This window comes from Pseudomonas sp. NGC7, from assembly GCF_047159675.1.
GTDB classification, from domain to species: Bacteria; Pseudomonadota; Gammaproteobacteria; order Pseudomonadales; family Pseudomonadaceae; genus Aquipseudomonas; species Aquipseudomonas kermanshahensis.
Genome location: NZ_BAAFZY010000001.1, coordinates 5,908,018 through 5,930,589 on the forward strand (window position 1 = coordinate 5,908,018; position 22,572 = coordinate 5,930,589).

A 22,572-nucleotide genomic window follows, 5' to 3' on the forward strand; every position below is an offset into this window, starting at 1 on the left:
CCAACCCTCTTCAGGCCAGCGGCTTTTTGGTACAGCCAAGCGTGAATCACACCGTGATCAACGCCTTGACCTTGTTCATCGCATTCTTTTCCAGCTGACGAATACGCTCAGCCGACACGCTGTACTTGTCCGCCAACTCATGCAACGTCGCCTTCTCTTCCGCCAACCAGCGCTGGTAGAGAATGTCACGGCTGCGCTCGTCCAGGCCTTGCAGCGCTTCATGCAGGTTGCTGGTGGAGTTGTCGCTCCAGTCGGCATCCTCAAGCTGTACGGCCGGGTCGTAGCGGTGGTCTTCCAGGTAATGCGCAGGCGACTGGAACGCGCTGTCATCATCGGCTTCCGCCGCTGGGTCAAAGGCCATGTCCTGACCACTCAGGCGGCTTTCCATCTCGCGCACTTCACGCGGTTCGACGCCCAGGCTCTCTGCCACGCGATGAACTTCATCGTTGTTCAGCCAGGCCAGGCGCTTCTTCTGGCTGCGCAGATTGAAGAACAGTTTGCGCTGGGCCTTGGTGGTCGCCACCTTGACGATGCGCCAGTTGCGCAGGATGAATTCGTGGATTTCGGCCTTGATCCAGTGCACGGCAAAGGACACCAGGCGCACGCCCATCTCTGGGTTGAAGCGTTTGACGGCCTTCATCAGGCCGACGTTGCCTTCCTGGATCAGGTCAGCCTGGGCCAGGCCGTAGCCTGCATAGCTACGGGCGATATGTACGACGAAACGCAGGTGGGCCATCACCATTTGCCGAGCGGCCTCAAGATCCTGCTCGTAATAGAGACGCTCGGCCAGATCACGCTCCTGCTCGACCGTCAGCAGCGGGATGCTGTTGACCGTGTGCACATAGGCTTCCAGGTTTGCACCGGGCACCAGGGCATAGGCAGGTTGCAACGATGTGGTCATTCAAGAACCTCCGACTTACTAGACTCGCGCCTTGTGGGCACTGCCAACATTGACCGGAAACCGGTAAACAAGTTCCCAAAACGGTAATAAAGTCAATGCTGGCACGGGAAAAACTATCGTGGCGCCAGCTCATTCAAATGGCGAGCGACCGCGATCCATGCACCGATATACCCCAACAGTACCGCTCCGATCAAGAGCGACAGACCATCGGACGCCGGCACCCCACCCAGGGCGAAGTCACTGCCATACAGCCCGGAGAGCCCGACGACCGCCTGGTTCAGCCAGTTCAGGCCGAATGCCAGGATGCCCCAGGCCAACAGCCCCGCGCCCAGGCCATACAAGGCGCCCATGTACAGGAACGGCCGGCGTACATAGCTATCGGTGCCGCCGACCAGCTTGATCACTTCGATCTCGGTACGGCGGTTTTCAATATGTAGACGAATTGTGTTACCGATTACTAACAGCAGCGCAGAAATCAGCATGACAGCCAGGCCGAAGACAAAGCGATCGCCCAGCTTCAGGATTGCCGCCAGGCGCTCGACCCAGACCAGGTCCAGCTGTGCCACTTCGACCTTTGGCAGCTCCGACAGGCGCTGACGCAAGGCTTCAAGTGCTGGCTTGTCGACCTCGGTCGGGGTCACCACCACCACGCCAGGCAGCGGGTTCTCGGGGAGCTCGCGCAACGCCTCACCCAGGCCGGACTGCTGCTGGAACTCTTCCAGCGCTTGGTCGCGGCTGACATACAGCGCGTCGGCCACCCCGGGCATGTGCTTGATCTCGTCGCGCAGCGCTTCACCTTCCTTGCTGCCAGCGTCGAGCTTGAGGTACAGCGAAATCTGCGCGGCGCGCTGCCAGGAGCCGCCGAGCTTTTCGACGTTCTTCAGCAGCAACGACAGGCCCATGGGCATGCTCAACGCCACTGCCATTACCAGGCAGGTGAAGAAGCTGCCGATCGGCTGCTTGCCGAGGCGACGCAAGCTGTCGGCCATGCTCGCGCGATGGCTTTCCAGCCAGGCGTGCAGCAGTGTGCGGAAATCTGGGCCGTCATCGTCGTCGCGCTTTTTCTTCGCCGGTTGCGGGTCGGCGGGTTTCGGCGCAACCCGTTCGGAAACTTTCGGCGTACGTGTAGTGCTCATTGCCCGGCCTCCCCATCGCCGATCAAACGGCCGCGCTGCAGGGTCAGCATGCGATGCCGCATGCGCGCGATCAATGCCAGGTCGTGGCTGGCGATCAATACCGTGGTGCCCAGGCGGTTGATGTCTTCGAACACGCCCATGATCTCTGCGGCCAGGCGCGGGTCAAGGTTGCCGGTGGGTTCGTCGGCCAGCAACAGGGCCGGCTGATGGACGATGGCACGTGCGATACCGACCCGTTGTTGCTGCCCCGTGGACAAATCGGCCGGGAACAATTCGCCTTTGTCGGCCAGCGAGACACGCTCCAAGGCCGAGTCGACGCGTTTGGTGATCTCGGCCTTGGACAGGCCGAGGATCTGCAGCGGCAAAGCGATGTTGTTGAACACCGTGCGGTCGAACAGCAACTGGTGGTTCTGGAACACCACACCGATCTGCCGGCGCAGGAACGGGATCTGCGCATTGCTGATCTGGCCCAGGTCCTGCCCTGCCAGCAGCAGCTTGCCGCTGGTCGGGCGCTCCATGGCCAGCAGCAGGCGCAGCAAGGTGCTCTTACCGGCACCCGAGTGCCCGGTGACGAACAGGAATTCGCCCCGGCGCGCCCGGAAACTCAGCTCATGCAAGCCTACATGGCCATTGGGATAGCGCTTGGCAACCTGTTCGAATCGGATCATGGATGCTCTCGCTCGGCGAACAGCGCTTTGACGAACGGCTCGGCTTCGAAGGTGCGCAGGTCGTCGATACCTTCACCCACACCGATGAAACGGATCGGAATGCTGAACTGCTTGGCCAGGGCGAAGATGACGCCGCCCTTGGCGGTGCCGTCCAGCTTGGTCAGGGCCAGGCCGGTCAGCTCGACGCTCTGGTTGAAGTACTTGGCCTGGCTGATGGCGTTCTGGCCGGTGCCGGCGTCGAGCACCAGCAGCACCTCGTGCGGCGCCTCGGCGTCGAGTTTGCCGATCACTCGGCGCACCTTCTTCAGCTCTTCCATCAGGTTGTCTTTGGTGTGCAGACGGCCGGCGGTATCAGCGATCAGCACGTCGACGCCACGGGCCTTGGCGGCCTGCACGGCGTCGAAGATCACCGAGGCCGAGTCGGCACCGGTGTGCTGGGCGATTACCGGGATCTGGTTACGCTCACCCCAAACCTGCAACTGCTCGACCGCCGCGGCGCGGAAGGTGTCGCCCGCAGCCAGCATGACCTTCTTGCCTTCCAGCTGCAGCTTCTTGGCCAGCTTGCCAATGGTGGTGGTCTTGCCGGCGCCGTTCACGCCGACCACCAGGATCACGTAGGGCTTGTTTTGCGCCTGGATCTTCAACGGCTGCTCGACCGGGCGCAGCAGCGCGGCCAGTTCTTCCTGCAGCGACTTGTACAGCGCATCGGCATCGGCCAACTGCTTGCGGGCGACCTTCTGGGTCAGGTTCTGGACGATGGCCGAAGTCGCTTCCACGCCAACGTCGGCGGTCAGCAGGCGGGTCTCGATCTCGTCGAGCAGGTCGTCATCGATGACTTTCTTGCCCAGGAACAGGCTGGCCATGCCTTCGCCGATACTGGCGCTGGTCTTGGACAGGCCCTGTTTGAGGCGGGCGAAGAAGCCGGGTTTGGACTGTTCAGTGGCGACCGGCGCGGCAACGGGCTCGGGGTCGACCGGAGCGGGAGCTGGAGCTGGAGCAGGGGCTGGAGCTGGAGCCGCGACCGGGGCGGGTTCGGCAACCACCGGCGCGGCAGGCTCGACCACTGGGCGCTCAGGAATTGCAGGCGGGGCCGTGGGCTCAAGGTCCGGCACCAAGGCCACAGGCTCTTCGGCAACGGGCAATACCAGATTGCTGACAGGCGGCTCGACGGCACGAATTACCGGGGCTTCGGGGGCAGTCACCACCGGCGCTGGGCGTTCGACCTGCGGCGCACTGGCTTGCGCGTTCGCGGGCATGCTCGCCGCCACAGGGGGCTGGGCAGGCTGAGAAGGCTCAGGGTCAGCCAGGGCCGGCACAGGTTGAGGCGGCTCGGGCGCAACAGGGGCTTGTGCGGCCACCGGTTCGGCCGGCGCCACAGCAGGCTGCTCGACGGCAGGCTGCGCTGCTACCGGCTCTTCAGCCTGTGGCTCGGGTGTTTGCGGCTGTTCGGCGACAGGTTGCTGCGGCTTCTTGCGAAACCAGCTGAACAGGCCTTTCTTTTCGCCAGACTCGGCCGGCGCTTTTTTGTCGTCGTTGGAACCAAACATGGAGGACGGCTATCTCAGGGTAGCGATGCGCCAGCAATGACGCATCGGGAATTCTCTATACGCAGAACAGACTATCTTGAAGCCGGCTGGTTCATGCGCAACGTTTTGTCTTAGTGTCCTGTGGGCCAGAACGGCGACAGGCATGGTCGCCAGGCAACCGGATCAGTATCCTAGCACCTCCTGGCCCGCCGACGCTAAACCCTGCGGGCCGCCGAACAGGTTAAACACCGTATGAATGCTCTAGCCCGCCGGGCCGCTGGCCTGTTGCTCGGCACGCTCTGCCTGCCGCTCGCGGCCTTCGCCGCCGATGTGCAACCGACCCACGAATTCATCCTCGACAACGGCCTCAAGGTGGTCGTGCGCGAAGATCACCGCGCGCCGGTGGTGGTCTCGCAGATCTGGTACAAGGTGGGCTCCAGCTACGAGACCCCGGGCCAGACCGGCCTGTCCCACGCCCTTGAACACATGATGTTCAAGGGTAGCGCCAAAGTCGGCCCCGGCGAGGCCTCGCGCATCCTGCGCGACCTGGGTGCGGAAGAGAACGCCTTCACCAGCGACGACTACACGGCCTATTACCAGGTGCTGGCCCGCGACCGCCTGCCGGTGGCCCTTGAGCTGGAGGCCGATCGCCTGGCCAGCCTGCGCCTGCCCGCCGACGAGTTCAGCCGCGAAATAGAAGTGATCAAAGAGGAGCGCCGCCTGCGCACCGACGATCAGCCCAATGCCAAGGCGTTCGAGCTGTTCCGCGCGATGGCCTACCCGGCCAGTGGCTACCACACCCCGACCATTGGCTGGATGGCCGACCTCGACCGCATGAAGGTCGAAGAGCTGCGCCATTGGTACGAATCCTGGTATGCGCCCAACAATGCCACCCTGGTGGTGGTCGGCGATGTCACCGTCGATGAGGTCAAGGGCCTGGCGCAAAAGTACTTCGCCGGCATTCCCAAGCGTGCGGTGCCGCCCGCCAAGCTGCCGCTTGAGCTGGCCGAACCCGGCCAACGCCAGTTGACCTTACACGTGCGCACCCAGTTGCCGAGCCTGATCTACGGCTTCAACGTACCTGGCCTGCCGACCGCCAAGGACCCGCGCACGGTGCATGCCCTGCGCCTGATCTCGGCCCTGCTCGATGGCGGCTACAGCGCACGGATGCCAGCCCGCCTGGAGCGTGGCCAGGAGCTGGTGGCCGGTGCGTCGTCCAGCTACAACGCCTTCACCCGTGGCGACAGCCTGTTCCTGATCTCGGCCACGCCGAACGTGCAAAAGCAAAAAACCATGGAAGACGTGGAAAAGGGCATCTGGCAGTTGCTGGAAGAACTCAAGACCACCCCACCCAGCGCCGAAGAACTCGAACGCGTGCGCGCCCAGGTGATCGCCGGCCTGGTCTACGACCGCGACTCCATCAGCAGCCAGGCCACCACCATCGGCCAGCTGGAGACCGTGGGCCTGTCTTGGAAGCTGATCGACAGCGAACTGGACGAGCTCAAGCGCGTGACCCCGCAAGACATCCAGAACGCTGCGCGCACCTATTTCACCCGCGAACGCCTGAGCGTTGCCCATGTATTGCCCGAGGAGTCCGCTCATGAGTGATCGCAGCGCACCACGCCACACCCTGCTGGCCACGGGCATCCGCGCCCTGGCGCTGGCGGCGGTATTGACGGCCCCGGCCCTGGCCCTGGCCGACAACGCGGCCAAGGCTGAGAGCACCGCGGCCCGCCCGGCCAATACCCTGCAGTCGCTGGCCGAGCTGGACGGCAAGGCCCCCAGCCGACGTCAACTGAACATCCAGCACTGGAACACCGCCGAAGGCGCCCGGGTACTGTTCGTCGAAGCCCGCGAACTGCCGATGTTCGACCTGCGCGTCACCTTCGCCGCCGGTAGCAGCCAGGACGGCGGCACGCCAGGCCTGGCCGCTTTGACCAACGCCATGCTCAACGAGGGCGTGGCCGGCAAGGACGTGACCGCCATTGCCGAAGGCTTCGAGGGCCTGGGCGCAGACTTCGGCAACGGCTCGTACCGCGACATGGCCGTGGCATCGCTGCGCAGCCTGAGCACCAAGGACAAGCGCGAACCGGCGCTCAAGCTGTTCGCTGAAGTGGCCGGCAAGCCGACCTTCCCCGAGGACGCCCTCAAGCGCATCAAGAACCAGATGCTGGCCGGCTTCGAATACGACAAGCAGAACCCCGGCAAGCTCGCGGGCAAGGCCCTGTTCGGCAAGCTGTACGGCGACCACCCGTACGCCCACCCGAGCGACGGCAGCGCCGAGAGCATCAACGGCATCACCCTGGCACAGTTGCGCGCCTTCCACGCCAAGGCCTACTCGGCCGGCAACGCGGTCATCGCCCTGGTCGGCGACCTCAGCCGCGCCGAAGCCGAAGCCATTGCCGCCCAGGTATCCGCCGGCCTGCCGAAAGGCCCGGCGCTGGCTGCACCGGCCCAACCGACCGACCCCAAGGCGGGCCTGACCCACATCGACTTCCCGTCCAAGCAGACCCACCTGATGCTGGCCGAGCTGGGTATCGACCGCCAGGACCCGGACTGGCCGGCCCTGTCGCTGGGCAACCAGATCCTCGGCGGTGGTGCGTTTGGCACCCGCCTGATGAGCGAAGTGCGTGAAAAACGCGGGCTCACTTACGGCGTCTACTCGGTGTTCAGCCCGATGCAGGTACGTGGCCCGTTCATGATCAACCTGCAAACCCGCGCCGAACTCAGCGAAGGCACCCTCAAGCTGGTCCAGGACATCCTGGCCGATTACCTCAAGAGCGGCCCGACCCAGCAAGAGCTGGACGATGCCAAGCGCGAGCTGGCCGGCAGCTTCCCGCTGTCCAATGCCAGCAACGCCAGTATCGTCGGCCAACTGGGGGCCATTGGCTTCTACAACCTGCCGCTGACCTGGCTGGAGGACTTCATGCAGCAGTCCCAGGCGCTCACCGTCGAGCAGGTCAAGGCCGCCATGAACAAACACCTGTCAGCCGATAAACTGGTGATCGTCACCGCGGGCCCCAAGGTGCCGCAAAAACCGCTGCCAGCCCCCACTGACAAGCCTTCCGAGCAACCGCTCGGCGTACCGGAGCACTAATGCCAAGATCCACCCCTCCCGCCCGCCCTCAACCGGGCCACAGCAAGGGCCAGGGCCACCTGCGCATCATCGCCGGCGAGTGGCGCAGCCGCCGCCTGGCGGTGCCTGAAGGCGACGGCCTGCGGCCAACGCCTGATCGCGTGCGCGAAACCGTGTTCAACTGGCTCGCGCCCTACATCGAAGGCGCCCGCGTGCTGGACGCCTTCACCGGCAGCGGCGCGCTGGTGCTGGAAGCCTTGTCGCGCGGCGCCGAAGATGCCGTGGCACTGGACAGCAACCCCGCCGCCATCAGCAATCTCAAAGACAACCTCGAGCTGCTGCGCTGCCCTCGCGGGCAAATTCTGCAAACCGACGCGCTGCGCTACCTGCAGAACCCGGCCAAGCAGCAGTTCGACGTGGTGTTCCTCGATCCACCGTTCCACCAGGACCTGCTGGCCAACACCTGCAACCTGCTGGAACAGAACCAGTGGCTGCGGGAACAGGCGTGGATCTACACCGAGAGCGAAACCGCACCCTCGGCCTTGCAACTGCCGGGCAACTGGCGCCTGCACCGGGAGAAAAAGACCGGTCAGGTGCATTACGCGCTCTGGCAGCGGGGCTGATCACCTGACATCAGGCCGGCGTACATTGTCAGCGTAAAGCGTTGGCGTATTTAGCTACCGCACAGCAACCGGCCCCCTGGCTGAAGCTGCTCCTTCGTTTCTTGCTGGAGCACTTCAACCATGACCGAACCGCCAAAACCGACACCGTCGGTACAGTCCTTTGCCCTCGCCAATGGCCTGCGCGTCTACCTGCGCGAAGATCGTCGCGCCCCGCTGGTCAGCGTGCAGCTGTGGTACCACGTAGGCTCCATCGACGAGCCTGACGGCCACAGCGGCCTGTCCCATGCCCTGGAGCATCTGCTGTTCGAGGGCAGCAGCAAGCTGGCCAGCGGGCAATATTCGACGCTGATGACCCGCCTCGGCGGTAACCCGAATGCGTTCACGCTGGAAGACGCCACGGTCTTTCCACTGACCTTGCCCGTCAGCAGGCTGGAGATTGCACTGGAAGCGATGGCCGACACCATGGCCACTGCCACGCTCAGCGATGCACCCTTCGCCCGCGAACTGGCAGTGGTGATGGCCGAGCGGCGCGTCGATGTCGACAACAACCCCTTGGCCCTCGCCATGGAGCAGCACCAGTTGCTGGCCCACGGCAACAGCCGCTATGCAACGCCGGTGATCGGCCACCCCGCCGACCTCCACGCCATGACGCCCGCAGCGGCGCGCACCTGGTACCAGACCTGGTATCACCCAAACAACGCGACCTTGTCAGTCGTCGGCGATATCGGGCTGCAGCCGCTGCAGGCACTGGTAGCGCGGCACTTTGCCGTGATCCCCGCCCATCGCCTGCCACCCCGTCAAACGCCCGTCGAGGATGCCGAACTGACGCGCCGCTCTCAAACAGTGCACCTGCAAGGCCTGAGGCCTGGCGTGATCCTCAGTTTTAACCTGCCCAGCCAACGCACTGCCACGTCCAACGCGCAAGCCCATGCGTTGCGGTTGCTGCCCGATCTCCTCAGCGAAGGCCACACCGCTACCCTCCGCCGCCTGCTGGTGATAGACGAACAGGTGCTGCAAGCCCTGAAGGCGACGTACCAACCGTATCGGCGCGGCGACAGCCTGCTGACGCTCTACGCCTTCTGTAGTGCGCACATCACGCCCGAGGCTGCAGCCGACAGGCTGTTGGCTGAAATCGAACGCTTTCGTCAGCAGCCGCCCAGCATCGAGGCGCTTCAGCGCGCCAAGGCACGCCTCCTCGCCAGGCAGCTGTTTGCCCGGGACGCCATCGCTGAGCAAGCACATGCCATCGGCAGGCAGGCGGTTTGCGGGCTGGACCCCATCGCGCTGGATGATGAACGAGCCACCCTCGAAGCCGTGACGGCCGAGCAGGTGCACCAGGCCGCCGTCGCCTACCTGACAGCGCCTCGCACAGCGATCACCTACATGCACGACAAGGAGCGCGCCCATGAATGACAGGATATCGCCCCCTCCGGCGGCACATGGCATCTACGGCGGCCTACTCTCCGCCCAAGGGCTGGACCTGCAACAGCGCGAGGTCATCCGCACCAAGGTACACACCTGGAGAACCGACGCGGGAACAGGCGTCACGTTCGTCGAAGCCCGCGGCTTGCCTATCGTCGATGTGGTGCTGTGCTTTAACGCCGGTACTGCCTCGGTTGACTCACCCAGCCTGGCGGCCCTGACGCTGTACATGCTCGACGAGGGCAGCCTGCGCTTCAATGCCGCCGAACATGCGCAACGTATCGAGCGGCTGGGTGCGGTGGTTGAAAAGCAGATACGCCACGATCACGCCACGCTGAGCCTGCGCAGTGTCAGTACCAAAGCACTGCTCGACCCTGCCATCGAGCTGTTCACCAGCCTCGTCGCACAACCAGCATTTCCAGCCCCCGCCCTGGAGAAGATCAAACGCCAGCTGGTGCTGCATGACGCAGCTCGCGCCAGGCAGCCAGTACTCAGAGCACGCAGCGAAGCCTATCGCCACCTCTTCTACGATCACCCCTACGGCCAGCCACAGGAAAGCACTACGCAAGTGCTCGACGCAGTCACGCCCGCTGACCTGAGAGCGTTTCACCGACGCGCCTACTCCGCCACCAACCTGGAAATGGTCGTGGTCGGGGATCTGTCCCGCATCGAGGCGCAGGCCATGGCACAGCGTATCAGCCAGGCATTGCCCCAAGGCTGGGCTGCCGCTGAGCTGCCAGCTGCGCCACAAACGTCGGGCACCACAATCAACATCGAGCAGGCCGGGGCCGGCAACGCGATTCTTCTTGCGCTGCCGATCGACGTACCGGCCAACGACCCTGAGTTCCTTGCCCTGAAGTTGGCCTGCGAGGTGCTGAGTGTGGGTTCCGACTCCCGCTTGATGAAAGCGCTGCGCCAACGCCAGGGCTTGACCTACGGCATCTACAGCCAGCTGGTGCCCAAGCGCGTTGGAGGGCTCTTCGCGATCGAGTGGGAAATCGCCCCACCCTACGTTAAAAGCTCTCAAGCCCTGGTAGAGGCCTTGCTTCGCGACTTGGTGCTGCACGGGCCGACCGAGGCCGAGCTGCAACTGGCCTGCCAACAGCTGGCTGGGGAGTTGTTGCGCACGGTTGCGCAGAACAAGCGCCTGGCCGAGTTGCTCACCGAAACCACCCAGCAAGGCCAACCTGCCGATCACCTGAACACGTATAACGAGCGCTTGGCCGAGCTGACCCCGGAGGCGGTCCGCGACGTCATGCAACGCAGGTTCGACCTGACGCGCAGGGTACTTGTCAGCGTCGGCCCGGATGCCGATCAGCAACCGCTGCCGGCCTCCGACCAATAGCGCAGGTACAGCGGCGGCGTTTCATGGCACTCTAGGCAGGCACATCACGAGTCGCCCAGCATGCCCAGTTTCACTGCTACGTTCCGCCCTGCCGTCGGCCTGTCCAACCCCCATCTGCAAACCTTGTGGGGGCCGCTCTGGCGCAAGCTGCCCGAACTGCAACGCGACCGCGAGCGGCTGTGGCTGGCCGATGGCGATTTCATCGACCTCGACTGGCACGGCCCGCACCAACCGGATGCACCGTTGGTGCTGGTCCTGCATGGCCTCACCGGTTCCTCCCACTCGCCCTATGTCAAAGGCTTGCAGCAAGCCCTGCAGGGCCGCGGCTGGGCCAGTGTGGCGGTGAACTGGCGCGGTTGCTCGGGCGAGCCGAACCTGCTGCCGCGCAGCTACCACTCCGGCGCCAGCGAAGACCTGGCAGAAATCGTCGCCCACCTGCGCGTCCAGCGCCCATTGGCGCCGCTTTACGCGGTGGGTTATTCGTTGGGTGGCAATGTGTTGCTCAAGTACCTGGGCGAAAGTGGATCGGCCAGCCAGCTGGAAGCGGCGGTGGCGGTGTCGGTGCCATTTCGTCTGGACCAGTGTGCCGACCGCATCGGCCAAGGCTTTTCCAAGGTCTATCAGGCGCACTTCATGCGCGAGATGTTGGCCTATGTACAGCTCAAGCAGCGGCATTTTCATGAGAAGGGCCAGCATGAGCGGCTGGCGGCACTGCAACGGCTGGGGCCGCTGACCAACCTGCGTACCTTCTGGGACTTCGACGGTAAGGTCACCGCGCCGCTGAACGGGTTCAACGATGCACACGACTATTACCGGCGCTCATCGAGCCGCTTCTTCCTGGGCGAGAATCGCACCCCAACCCTGATCATCCACGCCAGCGACGACCCGTTCGTCTCCAGCCACAGCTTGCCCCTGGCCAGCGAACTGGCGCCGCAGACGCACTTTGAACTGCACAACCGCGGCGGCCATGTGGGCTTTGTCGATGGCAGCCTGCGCAACCCGGGGTATTACCTGGAGCGGCGGATTCCGCAGTGGCTGGTAGAGGGCGCCTAGAGACGGCCTGGGTCAATCCCCGGTAGCCACCCCGTGCGCCGGGTTGTTGATCCATTCGCTCCACGACCCCGCATACAGCCGCCCCAGGGGATAGCCCGCCAGCGCCAAAGCAAACAGGTTGTGGCAAGCGGTCACGCCCGACCCGCAGTAGGCCACCAGGTGCTCCGGCGAGCGCCCGGCCAGTTTTTCTGCGAACCGTTGTTTGAGCGCTTCAGCCGGCAGAAAACGCCCGTCGGCCCCCAGGTTGTCGGTGAATGCCGCGCACTGCGCGCCAGGGATGTGCCCAGCGACCGGGTCGATCGGCTCGACTTCACCCCGGAAGCGCGGCAGCGCGCGGGCGTCGATCAACGTCAGCTCGGCATCGCCCAGGTGCTTGGCCAGGTGCTCGGCATCGATCAGCAGCTTGCTGTCCGGTTCGCCCTTGAAGGTCCCTTCGCGTTTGAGCGGTGGGTCCAGGCTCAGCGGCAGGTGCGCCGCATGCCATGCCTTGAGCCCGCCATCGAGAATCGACACGCCGCTGCGCTTGCCCAGCCAGGCCAGCAACCACCAGGCACGAGCAGCAAACGCACCCGGGCCGTCGTCGTACAGCACCACCTCGCTGTCATTGTCCACGCCCCACTCACGCAGACGCTCGACCAACCGCGCCGCATCGGGCAAAGGGTGGCGCCCCGTGCGCCCCTTGCTTATCGGGCCACTGAGGTCGCGCTCCAGGTCAGCGAAGTGCGCCCCGGCAATATGCCCCTCGGCATAGCTGCGTTGGCCATAATCCACATCCTCGAGGGCAAAGCGGCAGTCGAGGATCACCAAATCGGGCGAGCCCAGACGCTCGGCCAACGCTTGCGGGGTGATCAATTGCGCGAGGGGCATGACAATCTCCTGATCGATAGCACTCGAGCCCTGGTTTACAGTTCCAAGGCCTGGTTGAAGGGTACGTGGAATTCCTGGCACAGCGCGTCCACGGCGCTGCGGGCATCTGCGGTGACAAAGCCGAGCTCCAGCACCAATACCTGATAGACGCCCCGCTTGAAGGCTTCTTCACCCAGGTGCGCGGAATGCTCGCGCGTGGTGCTGAGAAAGCGCACCCATGAGGTCAGGACGATCCAGGCATTTATGGTCAGCGACTCGATCTGCGCCGGCGCCATGGCCAGGATCCCGGCGTCGACGAAGCCACGGTAAATCGCTTGGCCCTGACGCAGGCAGCGCTCGGAAAACCGCCGGTAACGGGCGGCCAGCTCGGGGTCGCTGTCCAGCAGGTGCTCCAGGTCGCGGTGCAGGAAGCGGTAGTTCCACATCGCCGCGAGCAGGGCCTTGAGGTAGAAACGTTTGTCTTCCACGGTGGCGCAACGCCCTTGAGGCGGGCGCAAGAAGCTGTCCACCAGCTCTTCGTACTGGCTGAACAACAGGGCGATGATCGCCTGCTTGTTGGGGAAGTGGTAATACAGGTTGCCGGGCGAAATTTCCATGTGCGCGGCAATGTGGTTGGTACTGACGCTACGTTCGCCCTGCTGGTTGAACAGCTCCAGGCTGTTCTGCACGATGCGCTCTCGGGTCTTCATGCGCGGGGCCATGCTCAGCTCCCAGTCTGCGGGCCTTGATCAAAGGGCCATCTTAAGGCGTATCCGGTGTGGAATACACCGCTCGACGCCAGCGAAAAATTCGCACGATCGTTCGTATTAGAGTATAGGCTCTAGGGGTTTCCTGCCCGGATTCGAGCCGATATGACCTCGCCCGTTGACGTGCCTCCTGTGCATTCCGACCTCGACCTGACGGCGAGGTTCGCCGCCCAACGCCTGGCTTTTGCGGGTAACCCCGCCCCCCCGGCAGCCCAGCGCCGGCAATGGCTGAAGAGCCTGCGCGAGGCACTGCTGGCCGAGCAAACGCAGCTGATCGAAGCCATCGATCAAGACTTTGACGGGCGCAGCGCCGATGAAACCTTGCTGGCGGAATTGCTGCCCTCGGTCCAGGGCCTGCGCCACGCCGAAAAACACCTGCGACGCTGGATGCGCGCCAGCCGGCGCCGCGTCGGCCTGGCCTTCCAGCCCGCCAGCGCGCAGGTGCGCTATCAACCGCTGGGGGTGGTCGGCATCATCGTGCCGTGGAACTACCCGCTGTTTCTCGCCATTGGCCCGCTGACCTGTGCCCTGGCCGCCGGCAACCGGGTCATGCTCAAGCTCAGCGAAGCAACGCCCGCCAGCGCCCTGGCCCTCCAGCAGTTGCTGGCGCGCGTGTTCCCCGAAGACCTGGTCAGCGTGGTGCTGGGTGAGGTCGAGGTTGCCCAGGCCTTTGCCCGGCTGCCGTTCGACCACCTGCTGTTCACCGGTGCAACCAGCGTCGGCCGCCAAGTGATGCTGGCCGCGGCGCACAACCTGACCCCGGTCACCCTGGAGCTGGGCGGCAAATCCCCGGCCATCGTCTCGGCCAGCGTACCCCTGGACAGCGCGGCCGAGCGCATCGCCTTCGGCAAAACCCTGAACGCCGGCCAAACCTGCGTGGCCCCCGACTACGTGCTGGTACCGCGCGAGCGGCTGGGGGCCTTCAGTGACGCTTACCAGTCCGCCGTCCACCGCCTGTTCCCGCGTATCGCCGACAACCCCGACTACACCGCCATCATCAACCCGCGGCAGTTGCAGCGCCTGCAGCACCTGCTGGACGACGCCCGTGACCAAGGCGCCCAGGTGCTCGACCTGTACCCAGGTGAGCCGTGCCAGGGACGACGCCTGCCCCCTCACCTGCTGCTGGACGTGAACGACGAGATGCAGGTGATGCAGGACGAAATCTTCGGCCCGCTGCTGCCGCTGGTGCCCTACGACAGCCTCGACCAGGCATTGGCCTACATCAACCAGCGCCCTCGCCCACTGGCCCTTTACTACTTCGGCTACGACCGCAGCGAACAGGAGCACGTGCTGCGCCACAGCCACTCCGGCGGTGTTTGCCTGAACGACACCCTGCTGCATGTGGCTCAGGACGACCTGCCCTTTGGCGGCATCGGGCCTTCCGGCATGGGCCACTACCACGGCCACGAGGGTTTTCTGACCTTCAGCAAGGCCAAGGCCGTGCTGGCCAAACAGCGCCTGAACGCTGCACGCCTGATTTACCCACCGTATGGCAAGGCCTTGCAGCGCCTGGTCTACAAGCTGTTCATCCGCTGAGCCCAAGCCCATGCAGCGTCGCGACTTGCTCCGCTTCAGCCTGGGCGCCAGCGCCTTCCTCGCCACCACCAGCCTGGTCGGCTGCACGGCACAGTCGGCCGCGCCCGGTTACAAGGTGCTGCGTGATGACGACCTGCCCCTGTTGAGCGCGCTGATCCCGGTGGTACTGGCCGGCACCCAGGCCGTCGAGGCGCTGGTGCTGCACAGCCTCGATCACAAACTGGCGGCGCTGTCGCCAGAAATGCTCAAGCTCACCCGGCAACTGTTCGACGTGCTCAGCCTGCCGCTGACCCGTGGCCCGCTGACCGGCGTGTGGGGCGCCTGGCAGCAGGCCAGCAGCGAGCAGATCAACGCGTTTCTGCAACGCTGGCAGGACAGTTCGCTGAACCTGCTGCGCATGGGCCACGCCTCGTTGCTGCAATTGCTGCAGATGGCCTGGTATGAACGGCCGGAAGCCTGGGCTGCCTGCGGCTACCCAGGGCCACCGAAGATCTGACCACCACAAGAGCCTTGCCAATGCCTGTCATCGACCCGTTTCGCCAAGGCCTCGAACGCGGCTGGATCACCCACGACGGCTCGCGCTTGGCGCATGACCTGGCCCTGCAGGCCGATATCGCCGTAATCGGCAGCGGGGCTGGCGGCGCCACCAGCGCGCAGTTGCTCAGCGCCGCGGGGTTCAAGGTGCTGCTAATCGAAGAAGGCCCCCTGAAGACCAGCAGCGACTTTCACCTGCTGGAGAGCGAGGCCTACGCCAGCCTCTACCAGGAAGGTCTCGGCCGCATGAGCAAGGACGGCGCCATCACCATTCTGCAGGGCCGCGCCGTGGGCGGCACCACGCTGGTGAATTGGACCTCGAGCTTTCGCACGCCGCCACAGACCCTGGCCCATTGGGCCCGGGAGCACCAAGTCAATGGCTTGGGCAACGAGGCGCTAGGCCCGTGGTTCGAGCGCATCGAACAGCAGCTGGGCATCAGCCCTTGGGCCTTGCCACCCAACGCCAACAACGAGGTCCTGCGCCGTGGCTGCGAACAACTCGGCTATCGCTGGGCGGTAATCCCGCGCAACGTGCGGGGTTGCTGGAACCTTGGCTATTGCGGCATGGGCTGCCCGGTCAACGCCAAGCAATCGATGCTGGTGACGACTATTCCAGCCACCCTCGACCAGGGCGGCGAGCTGCTCTATCTTGCGCGTGCCGAGCGCTTCGAGCACAACGGCGAGCGCATTACCCAGTTGCAGTGCACGGCCCTGGATGCCCAAGGGATAAACCCCACCGGCCGGCAGATCAGCGTGCACGCCCGCCACTACATCCTCGCCGGGGGCGGTATCAACAGCCCAGCCCTGCTGCTGCGCTCCAACGCCCCCGACCCAAACGCCCGCCTGGGCAAACGCACCTTCCTGCACCTGGTCAACTTCAGCGCGGCACGGTTCAAGGCGCGCATCGACCCCTATTACGGTGCTCCGCAGTCCATCTACAGCGATCACTTCCAATGGCTGGGCGGCAGCGGCGGCCCGGTCGGCTACAAACTGGAAGTGCCCCCGCTGCACCCGGCTCTGGCCAGCACCCTGCTGGGCGGGCATGGCAGCGAAAATGCCCAGCGCATGGCCGAGCTGCCGCATACCCACGTGATGCTGGCGTTGCTGCGCGATGGCTTCCACCCAGAAAGCCAGGGTGGCACGGTCGAACTGCGTGGCGATGGCTCGCCCGTGCTGGATTACCCGGTCAATGACTACCTACGCGACGGTTTGCGCCGCGCCTACCGCAGCATGGCGCAGATCCAGTTTGCCGCCGGGGCCGAGCAGGTGATGCCGGTGCACAGTGATGCCCGCTACGCCAACAACCTTGGCGAAGCCCTGGCGATGATCGACGGCCTGCCACTGGCGCCGTTCCACACACGCCTGGGCAGCGCCCACGTGATGGGCGGCTGTGCCCTGGGTGAAGACCCTCGACACGCGGTGTGCAACAGCCTGGGCCAGCACCATCAGCTGGAAAACCTGTCGATTCACGACGGCTCGCTGTTCCCCACCAGCATCGGCGCCAACCCGCAATTGTCGGTGTACGCCATCAGCGCCAAGCTCACCGAGGCCCTGATCGCCCGCCTGGCACACAACGCATGACAACGAATGCACCCACTGTCTATAGTGCCATCAGCCGGCCGCATGACTTGGCCGGGCGCTATCGCTGCGCTACCATCCGACTCCCCAACGCACTCCAGCCAGGATGACGCGATGAACCGAGTGTTGTACCCGGGTACTTTCGACCCCATTACCAAAGGCCATGGCGACTTGGTCGAGCGCGCCTCGCGGCTCTTCGACCATGTGATTATCGCAGTGGCGGCCAGCCCGAAGAAAAACCCCCTGTTCCCGCTGGAACAACGGGTTGCGCTGGCCCGTGAGGTCACCAAGCACCTGCCCAATGTCGAAGTCATCGGCTTCTCTTCCCTGTTGGCGCATTTTGCCAAGGAACAGGGCGCCAACGTCTTCCTGCGTGGCCTGCGCGCGGTCTCCGACTTCGAGTACGAGTTCCAGCTGGCGAACATGAACCGGCAACTGGCACCCGATGTCGAGAGCCTGTTCCTGACGCCGTCGGAGCGTTATTCGTTCATTTCCTCGACGTTGGTCCGGGAAATCGCGGCATTGGGGGGGGATATCAGCAAATTCGTCCACCCCATAGTGGCTGAGGCGCTGACCGAACGGTTCAAGAAGTAAGCCTGCACGCCTGATCATCGCGCCCGCGTGCACTGCGGGCGCGAATGCGGCACAATTGTGCCCACAGCGTTGAACATGCCCGGGCTGAGAGCCCCGGCCGGAGTCCCCATGTCCCTGATCATCACCGACGATTGCATCAACTGCGACGTCTGCGAACCCGAGTGCCCGAACGAGGCCATCTCCCAAGGCGAAGAGATCTACGTGATCGACCCTAACCTGTGCACCCAGTGCGTGGGTCATTACGACGAGCCCCAGTGCCAGCAGGTCTGCCCGGTCGACTGCATCCCCCTGGATGAAGCGCACCCAGAGACCGAAGAGCAGCTGATGGCCAAATACCGCCTGATTACTGGCAAGGCCTAAGCCCACCTGCACTTACGCGCCCCTCTGTAGGAGCGGCCTTGTGTCGCGAAAGGGCCGCGAAGCGGCCCCGGCAATTTATGCTGCGACGCTGAAAATCTGGGGTCGCTTTGCGCCCCATCGCGACGCAAGGCCGCTCCTACAAGGCACAGCGAAACACTTCAGCGCTGGCAGCGTGGGCAGAACACGCTTGCCCGCTGGCCGAGCTTCACCTCGCGCAAGGTCGTGCCACACAGCTTGCACGGCATCCCGCCCCGCCCGTAGACGAACAGTTCCTGCTGGAAGTAGCCCGGCTGCCCGTCCCCACCGATGAAATCACGCAAGGTCGTGCCGCCCTGCTCGATGGCCGCTGCCAGCACGCGTTTGATCTCGATGGCCAGTTTCAGGTACCGCGCCCGCGAGATACCGCCCGCCTCGCGGCGTGGGTCGATGCCCGCAGCAAACAGCGCTTCAGTGGCGTAGATGTTGCCCACCCCCACGACGATGGCGTTATCCATGATGAACGGCTTGACCGCCATCGAGCGCCCACGCGACAGCTGGAACAAACGCTCGCCATCGAACAGGTCGGTCAACGGCTCTGGCCCCAGACGCAGCAGCAGTTCGTGGTTGAGCGGGTCGAGGCTCCAGAGCATGGCGCCGAAACGGCGCGGGTCGGTGTAGCGCAGCATCAGCCCCGACTCCAGCTCGATATCCACGTGCTCGTGCTTGGCCGCCGGCAGGCCGAGCTCGACCAGGCGCAAATTGCCCGACATGCCCAAATGGCTGATCAAGGTACCGACCTCGGCATTGATCAACAGGTACTTGGCCCGCCGCTCGACGCTGACGATACGCTGCCCCGACAAGCGCACGTCCAGGTCTTCGGGGATCGGCCAGCGCAGGCGCCGGTCACGCACCACCACCCGGCTGACCCGCTGGCCTTCCAGATGAGGCGCAATGCCGCGCCGGGTGGTTTCTACTTCGGGTAGTTCCGGCATGTGTCAGTGCCCGCCCAGCTCTCGAATATTCTGTTTGAGGTTTTCGAAGTCGTAGTCCGACAAGCCAATGTAGTCGAGCACCAGTGGCCCGACCACTTCCCATTCGTGGTCGACGCTCTGGCTGCCCAGTACCCGGTAGGACGCGCAGATGTGCTCGGCCATCTTCAGCACCGCCAGCAGGTTCTTCAGCTGGCTCTGGGTATTGCGCGAAGACTCGTCGCGGAACACGGCCAAGGCGTTGTGGTGGTTCGCGATGGCCGCTGTAAGGTGCTCGGGCAGGCGCCAGGACTTGGCGGTGAAGTACCCCACCACCGAGTGGTTGGTGTTGAACGCGCGGTTTTCCGTATCGACCACCCGCGTTTCGGCGCTGGCCTGGGCATAGGCCTCTTCCAGCACCTCCATGTAGTTGGGGAAGCGCTTGAGCATCAGCGGCACACCGCAATCATGGAACAGCCCGAGGGTGTAGGCCTCGTCAGCCGTCTGCATGCCGGTGCGCTTGGCCAAGGTCAGGCAGGTCATGGCCACATCCTGCGCGGTGTCCCAGAAGCGGTTCAGGGTGACGATGGTCTCGTCGCTCATTTCGCCTTTGATCGACTGGGCGTTGATCAGGTTGATGATCGAACGACTACCCAGCAGGTTCACCGCCCGTTGGATCGAGCCGATCTTGTTGGAGAGGCCGAAATGCGGGGAGTTGACCAACTTGAGCAACGCGCCGGACAAGCCCGGGTCCTGGGAAATCAGCTTGGCGATGGTTTCCAGGTCTGGGTCGGGCATGTACTGCTCGAACTGCAGGTCGACCATGATCTGCGGTTGCGGCGGGATGGTGATGCCTTGCAAGGCTTGCTGGATCTGTTCGGCGCTGAGTTCTTGGGACATGCGTACACACTCGTTGAGGACGGCGAATTCTAACACCGGATCGGCTGGCTTTAGCCCTGGCCAGCACTTTGTCGCGCCTGACCCCGAAGCGAAGGCCAACACGGTATACTCCCGCTCTTTTTTCCCGGAGCGACGTCATGTCCCTGCCCAGCCTACGCCTCAAAGCCAATGCCGACCGCCGCCTGCGCGCCGGCCACCTGTGGGTCTACAGCAATGAAGTCGACGTCGCCGCGACCCCGCTGCAAGGCTTTCAGGCCGGCCAGCAAGCGATCCTCGAGGCTGCCAACGGCAAGCCGCTGGGCATCGTGGCGCTGAGCCCGAACAACCTGATCTGCGCGCGCCTGCTGTCGCGCGACATCAAGCTGCCGCTGGACAAGTCGCTGCTGGTACACCGCCTCAACGTCGCCCTGTCGCTGCGTGAGCGCCTGTTCGACAAGCCGTGCTACCGCCTGGTCTACGGCGACTCCGACCTGCTGCCAGGCCTGGTGGTCGACCGTTTCTTCGACATCCTCGTGGTCCAGCTGGCGTCGGCCACCATGGAACTGCACAAGGACGACGTGATCGCCGCCCTGGTGCAAGTGCTCAAGCCAAGCGGCATCTTGTTCAAGAACGATTCCGCCGCGCGTGATGCCGAAGGCCTGCAGCGCTACGTCGAAACTGTCTACGGCGAAGTGCCGGACTGGGTCCCGCTGGAAGAAAACGGCGTCAAGTTCGAAGCACCGGTACGTGAAGGCCAGAAGACCGGCTGGTTCTACGACCACCGCATGAACCGCGCACGCCTGGCGCCCTACGTCAAAGGCAAGCGCGTGCTCGACCTGTTCAGCTACATCGGTGGCTGGGGTGTGCAAGCCGGCGCGTTTGGCGCCAGCGAAGTGTTCTGTGTCGATGCGTCGGCTTTTGCCCTGGACGGCGTCGAGCGCAATGCCGCGCTCAACGGCATCAGCGAGAAGCTGACTTGCATCGAAGGTGACGTATTTGAAGCGCTGCGTGAGCTGAAGGCCGCCGAAGAACGCTTCGACGTGATCATTGCCGACCCACCCGCCTTCATCAAGCGCAAGAAAGACCTGAAAAACGGCGAAGCGGCCTACCGTCGCCTCAACGAACAGGCCATGCGCATGCTCAACAAGGACGGCATTCTGGTCAGCGCCTCGTGCTCGATGCACCTGCCTGAGGATGACCTGAACAACATCCTGCTGACCAGCGCCCGCCACCTGGACCGCAACATGCAACTGCTCGAGCGCGGCGGCCAAGGCCCGGACCACCCGGTGCACCCGGCCATTGCCGAAACCCGCTACATCAAGAGCATTACCTGCCGGTTGCTGCCTAACAGCTGATTCAACGCCTTGGGGCCGCTTTGCGGCCCATCGCGGGCAAGCCCGCTCCCACACAGGTACGCAACCCCCTGTAGGAGCGGGCTTGCCCGCGATGGGCTGCAAAGCAGCCCCGAATCTACCTCAGATATCCAGCACGTACGACGCGATCCCAAAGTACACCAGCACCCCCGCCGCATCGGCAATCGAGGTCACCAGCGGGCCACTGGCCGTCGCCGGGTCGAGCTTCAGCTTGGTGAACATGAACGGCAGGCTCATGCCGATCAGGCTACCCAGCAACACGATCACCAGCATGCTGCTGGCAACGATCAGGGCAATGTCCACCCCACCGCGCAGCACGCCCAGCGATGCCACCGCCACGGCCATGGTCGCCCCCAGCGCCAGCGCCACCCCGCATTCGCGCCCGAGCATGCGCAGCCAGTCACGCAGGTGTACTTCGCCCGTCGCCAGGCCCCGCACCATCAAGGTTGCCGACTGCGCCCCGGCATTGCCCCCGCTGTCCACCAGCAGCGGCAGGAAGAACACCAGCACGATGTGCGCGGCAATGGTTTCCTCGAACGCCGCAATCCCCGCCCCCGAGAACAGGTTGCCAAAGACCAGCAACACCAGCCACAGCACCCGTTTGCGGTACAGCAGGCTGACGGTGGCATCGCGCAGATTGCCCACGTGGTTGGTGATGGAGGCGCCTTTGTGGAAGTCCTCGGTGGCCTCATCGACCACCACATCAAGTGCATCGTCGCAGGTCACCAGGCCTACCAGCCGCCCGGCCTCGTCCAGCACCGGCACAGCCAGCAGGTCGTGCTGGCGGATCAAGCGGGCCACGTCTTCCTGACGGGTCGTGGTACAGACGCAAATGACCTTGTGCACCATGATGTGATCAATCAGCGCTTCAGGCGCCGCCAGGATCAACTCACGCAAGGACAAGGTCCCAAGCAGGTTGCGCTGCCCGTCGAGCACATAGGACTGGTAGATGGTTTCGGCATCAGCGGCCTCCCGGCGCAGCATGTCGATGGCCTGGCTGGCGCTGAGGCCGGCATCCAGGCACGAGTACTCACTGGTCATCAGGTAACCGGCCGTGCCTTCGGGGTAGCCTTGCGGGTGAAGCAGGTCGTCACGACGCGCCTGAGCGGCCTGGCGCAGGTCGAGGGGTGAAACGAGCGTATCGGAGGTGTGCTGCATGAGGTTCTCCAGGCGCCGACGCAGGCACCCGCACACCTCAGCCACAGGGGCTCAAGCCTTCGGAAGCCCTGGCGACGACGCGCTCAGTGCCAATTTGCGAGTTCGGTATGAACTGAAACTGGGAAGGTCCATTGAGGGTGTATCTCGTGAAGCCGCACATGCGGCGGGCGGATCATAGTCAGCTTGGGCGGGCAGGTCAGCCCCTGAACCGGCGTTTCGGAAGCGTCCTACAAGCGACCGGTCATGAGGC

General features: G+C 64.3%; 21 protein-coding genes. 12 read left to right on the forward strand and 9 right to left on the reverse strand.

Translation table 11 applies throughout. The features are described 5' to 3' along the window. Positions 1–46 precede the first annotated feature (46 nt). The 4 genes from rpoH to ftsY all read right to left on the reverse strand — a co-directional run bounded on the left by rpoH (position 47) and on the right by ftsY (position 4,252). A complete protein-coding gene (gene rpoH, locus ACMCNM_RS26355; RefSeq protein WP_023378197.1) occupies positions 47–901 on the reverse strand; it encodes an RNA polymerase sigma factor RpoH in 855 nt (284 codons plus the stop codon). Between the two features lie 113 nt (positions 902–1,014). Further along, positions 1,015–2,037: a permease-like cell division protein FtsX gene (gene ftsX, locus ACMCNM_RS26360; RefSeq protein ID WP_085272240.1), complete on the reverse strand. Its 1,023-nt coding sequence runs from the start codon at positions 2,035–2,037 to the stop codon at positions 1,015–1,017. Continuing rightward, positions 2,034–2,705: a cell division ATP-binding protein FtsE gene (gene ftsE, locus ACMCNM_RS26365; RefSeq protein ID WP_027592328.1), complete on the reverse strand. Its 672-nt coding sequence runs from the start codon at positions 2,703–2,705 to the stop codon at positions 2,034–2,036. The genes ftsX and ftsE overlap by 4 nt, the downstream gene beginning before the upstream one ends. Beyond that, positions 2,702–4,252 carry a signal recognition particle-docking protein FtsY gene (gene ftsY / locus ACMCNM_RS26370; protein WP_412765694.1) on the reverse strand — a complete coding sequence of 517 codons (1,551 nt, stop codon included), beginning with the start codon at positions 4,250–4,252 and terminating at the stop codon, positions 2,702–2,704. The genes ftsE and ftsY overlap by 4 nt, the downstream gene beginning before the upstream one ends. A gap of 231 nt (positions 4,253–4,483) precedes the next feature. On the opposite strand from ftsY, the gene ACMCNM_RS26375 reads away from it, so the two are divergent. The 6 genes from ACMCNM_RS26375 to ACMCNM_RS26400 all read left to right on the forward strand — a co-directional run bounded on the left by ACMCNM_RS26375 (position 4,484) and on the right by ACMCNM_RS26400 (position 11,750). Then, a complete protein-coding gene (locus ACMCNM_RS26375) occupies positions 4,484–5,839 on the forward strand; it encodes a M16 family metallopeptidase (protein ID WP_186683357.1) in 1,356 nt (451 codons plus the stop codon). Beyond that, the gene (locus ACMCNM_RS26380) at positions 5,832–7,328 is read left to right on the forward strand and encodes a M16 family metallopeptidase (RefSeq protein WP_412765695.1); all 1,497 of its coding nucleotides are present in this window, start codon (positions 5,832–5,834) and stop codon (positions 7,326–7,328) included. The genes ACMCNM_RS26375 and ACMCNM_RS26380 overlap by 8 nt, the downstream gene beginning before the upstream one ends. Continuing rightward, positions 7,328–7,930, forward strand: coding sequence for a 16S rRNA (guanine(966)-N(2))-methyltransferase RsmD (gene rsmD, locus ACMCNM_RS26385; protein ID WP_027592324.1), 603 nt, complete (start codon positions 7,328–7,330; stop codon positions 7,928–7,930). Before ACMCNM_RS26380 ends, rsmD begins: the two co-directional genes overlap by 1 nt. Before the next feature lie 120 nt (positions 7,931–8,050). After that, complete coding sequence (locus ACMCNM_RS26390) at positions 8,051–9,343, forward strand: M16 family metallopeptidase (protein ID WP_412765696.1); 1,293 nt, start codon at positions 8,051–8,053, stop codon at positions 9,341–9,343. Further along, positions 9,336–10,697, forward strand: coding sequence for a M16 family metallopeptidase (locus ACMCNM_RS26395; RefSeq protein ID WP_412765697.1), 1,362 nt, complete (start codon positions 9,336–9,338; stop codon positions 10,695–10,697). The genes ACMCNM_RS26390 and ACMCNM_RS26395 overlap by 8 nt, the downstream gene beginning before the upstream one ends. A 60-nt stretch (positions 10,698–10,757) precedes the next feature. Further along, positions 10,758–11,750, forward strand: a complete 993-nt coding sequence (locus ACMCNM_RS26400; protein WP_186682825.1) for a hydrolase — start codon at positions 10,758–10,760, stop codon at positions 11,748–11,750. A 12-nt stretch (positions 11,751–11,762) separates the two neighbouring features. Here the strand turns inward: ACMCNM_RS26400 and ACMCNM_RS26405 are convergent, their stop codons facing one another. After that, positions 11,763–12,617, reverse strand: a complete 855-nt coding sequence (locus ACMCNM_RS26405; RefSeq protein ID WP_186682827.1) for a sulfurtransferase — start codon at positions 12,615–12,617, stop codon at positions 11,763–11,765. A 35-nt stretch (positions 12,618–12,652) separates the two neighbouring features. Continuing rightward, positions 12,653–13,318 (reverse strand): TetR/AcrR family transcriptional regulator, encoded by a 666-nt coding sequence (locus tag ACMCNM_RS26410; RefSeq protein ID WP_027592319.1) that lies wholly within the window; start codon positions 13,316–13,318, stop codon positions 12,653–12,655. A 150-nt stretch (positions 13,319–13,468) separates the two neighbouring features. On the opposite strand from ACMCNM_RS26410, the gene ACMCNM_RS26415 reads away from it, so the two are divergent. From ACMCNM_RS26415 to ACMCNM_RS26435, 5 genes are all read left to right on the forward strand, one after another. Continuing rightward, positions 13,469–14,899, forward strand: a complete 1,431-nt coding sequence (locus tag ACMCNM_RS26415; RefSeq protein WP_412765698.1) for a coniferyl aldehyde dehydrogenase — start codon at positions 13,469–13,471, stop codon at positions 14,897–14,899. A gap of 10 nt (positions 14,900–14,909) precedes the next feature. Continuing rightward, positions 14,910–15,395, forward strand: coding sequence for a twin-arginine translocation pathway signal protein (locus ACMCNM_RS26420; protein ID WP_085272233.1), 486 nt, complete (start codon positions 14,910–14,912; stop codon positions 15,393–15,395). A gap of 20 nt (positions 15,396–15,415) precedes the next feature. Continuing rightward, the gene (locus tag ACMCNM_RS26425; protein ID WP_412765699.1) at positions 15,416–17,014 is read left to right on the forward strand and encodes a GMC family oxidoreductase N-terminal domain-containing protein; all 1,599 of its coding nucleotides are present in this window, start codon (positions 15,416–15,418) and stop codon (positions 17,012–17,014) included. A gap of 111 nt (positions 17,015–17,125) precedes the next feature. Then, positions 17,126–17,605, forward strand: a complete 480-nt coding sequence (gene coaD, locus ACMCNM_RS26430) for a pantetheine-phosphate adenylyltransferase (RefSeq protein ID WP_016393341.1) — start codon at positions 17,126–17,128, stop codon at positions 17,603–17,605. Positions 17,606–17,713: 108 nt separating this feature from the next. Continuing rightward, entirely contained in the window at positions 17,714–17,965 is a 252-nt protein-coding gene (locus ACMCNM_RS26435; RefSeq protein WP_027592315.1) for a YfhL family 4Fe-4S dicluster ferredoxin, read from the forward strand. 158 nt (positions 17,966–18,123) lie between these two features. Here ACMCNM_RS26435 and mutM read toward each other — a convergent pair whose 3' ends face one another. Both mutM and ACMCNM_RS26445 read right to left on the reverse strand, forming a co-directional pair. After that, a complete protein-coding gene (gene mutM, locus ACMCNM_RS26440; RefSeq protein ID WP_027592314.1) occupies positions 18,124–18,936 on the reverse strand; it encodes a bifunctional DNA-formamidopyrimidine glycosylase/DNA-(apurinic or apyrimidinic site) lyase in 813 nt (270 codons plus the stop codon). 3 nt (positions 18,937–18,939) lie between these two features. Then, complete coding sequence (locus ACMCNM_RS26445) at positions 18,940–19,758, reverse strand: HDOD domain-containing protein (protein ID WP_339549230.1); 819 nt, start codon at positions 19,756–19,758, stop codon at positions 18,940–18,942. A gap of 191 nt (positions 19,759–19,949) precedes the next feature. Here ACMCNM_RS26445 and ACMCNM_RS26450 point away from each other — a divergent pair, with 191 nt between their 5' ends. Beyond that, positions 19,950–21,146 carry a class I SAM-dependent rRNA methyltransferase gene (locus tag ACMCNM_RS26450; RefSeq protein WP_027592312.1) on the forward strand — a complete coding sequence of 399 codons (1,197 nt, stop codon included), beginning with the start codon at positions 19,950–19,952 and terminating at the stop codon, positions 21,144–21,146. Between the two features lie 120 nt (positions 21,147–21,266). Here the strand turns inward: ACMCNM_RS26450 and mgtE are convergent, their stop codons facing one another. Next, positions 21,267–22,322, reverse strand: a complete 1,056-nt coding sequence (gene mgtE, locus ACMCNM_RS26455; RefSeq protein WP_412765700.1) for a magnesium transporter — start codon at positions 22,320–22,322, stop codon at positions 21,267–21,269. Positions 22,323–22,572 lie beyond the last annotated feature (250 nt).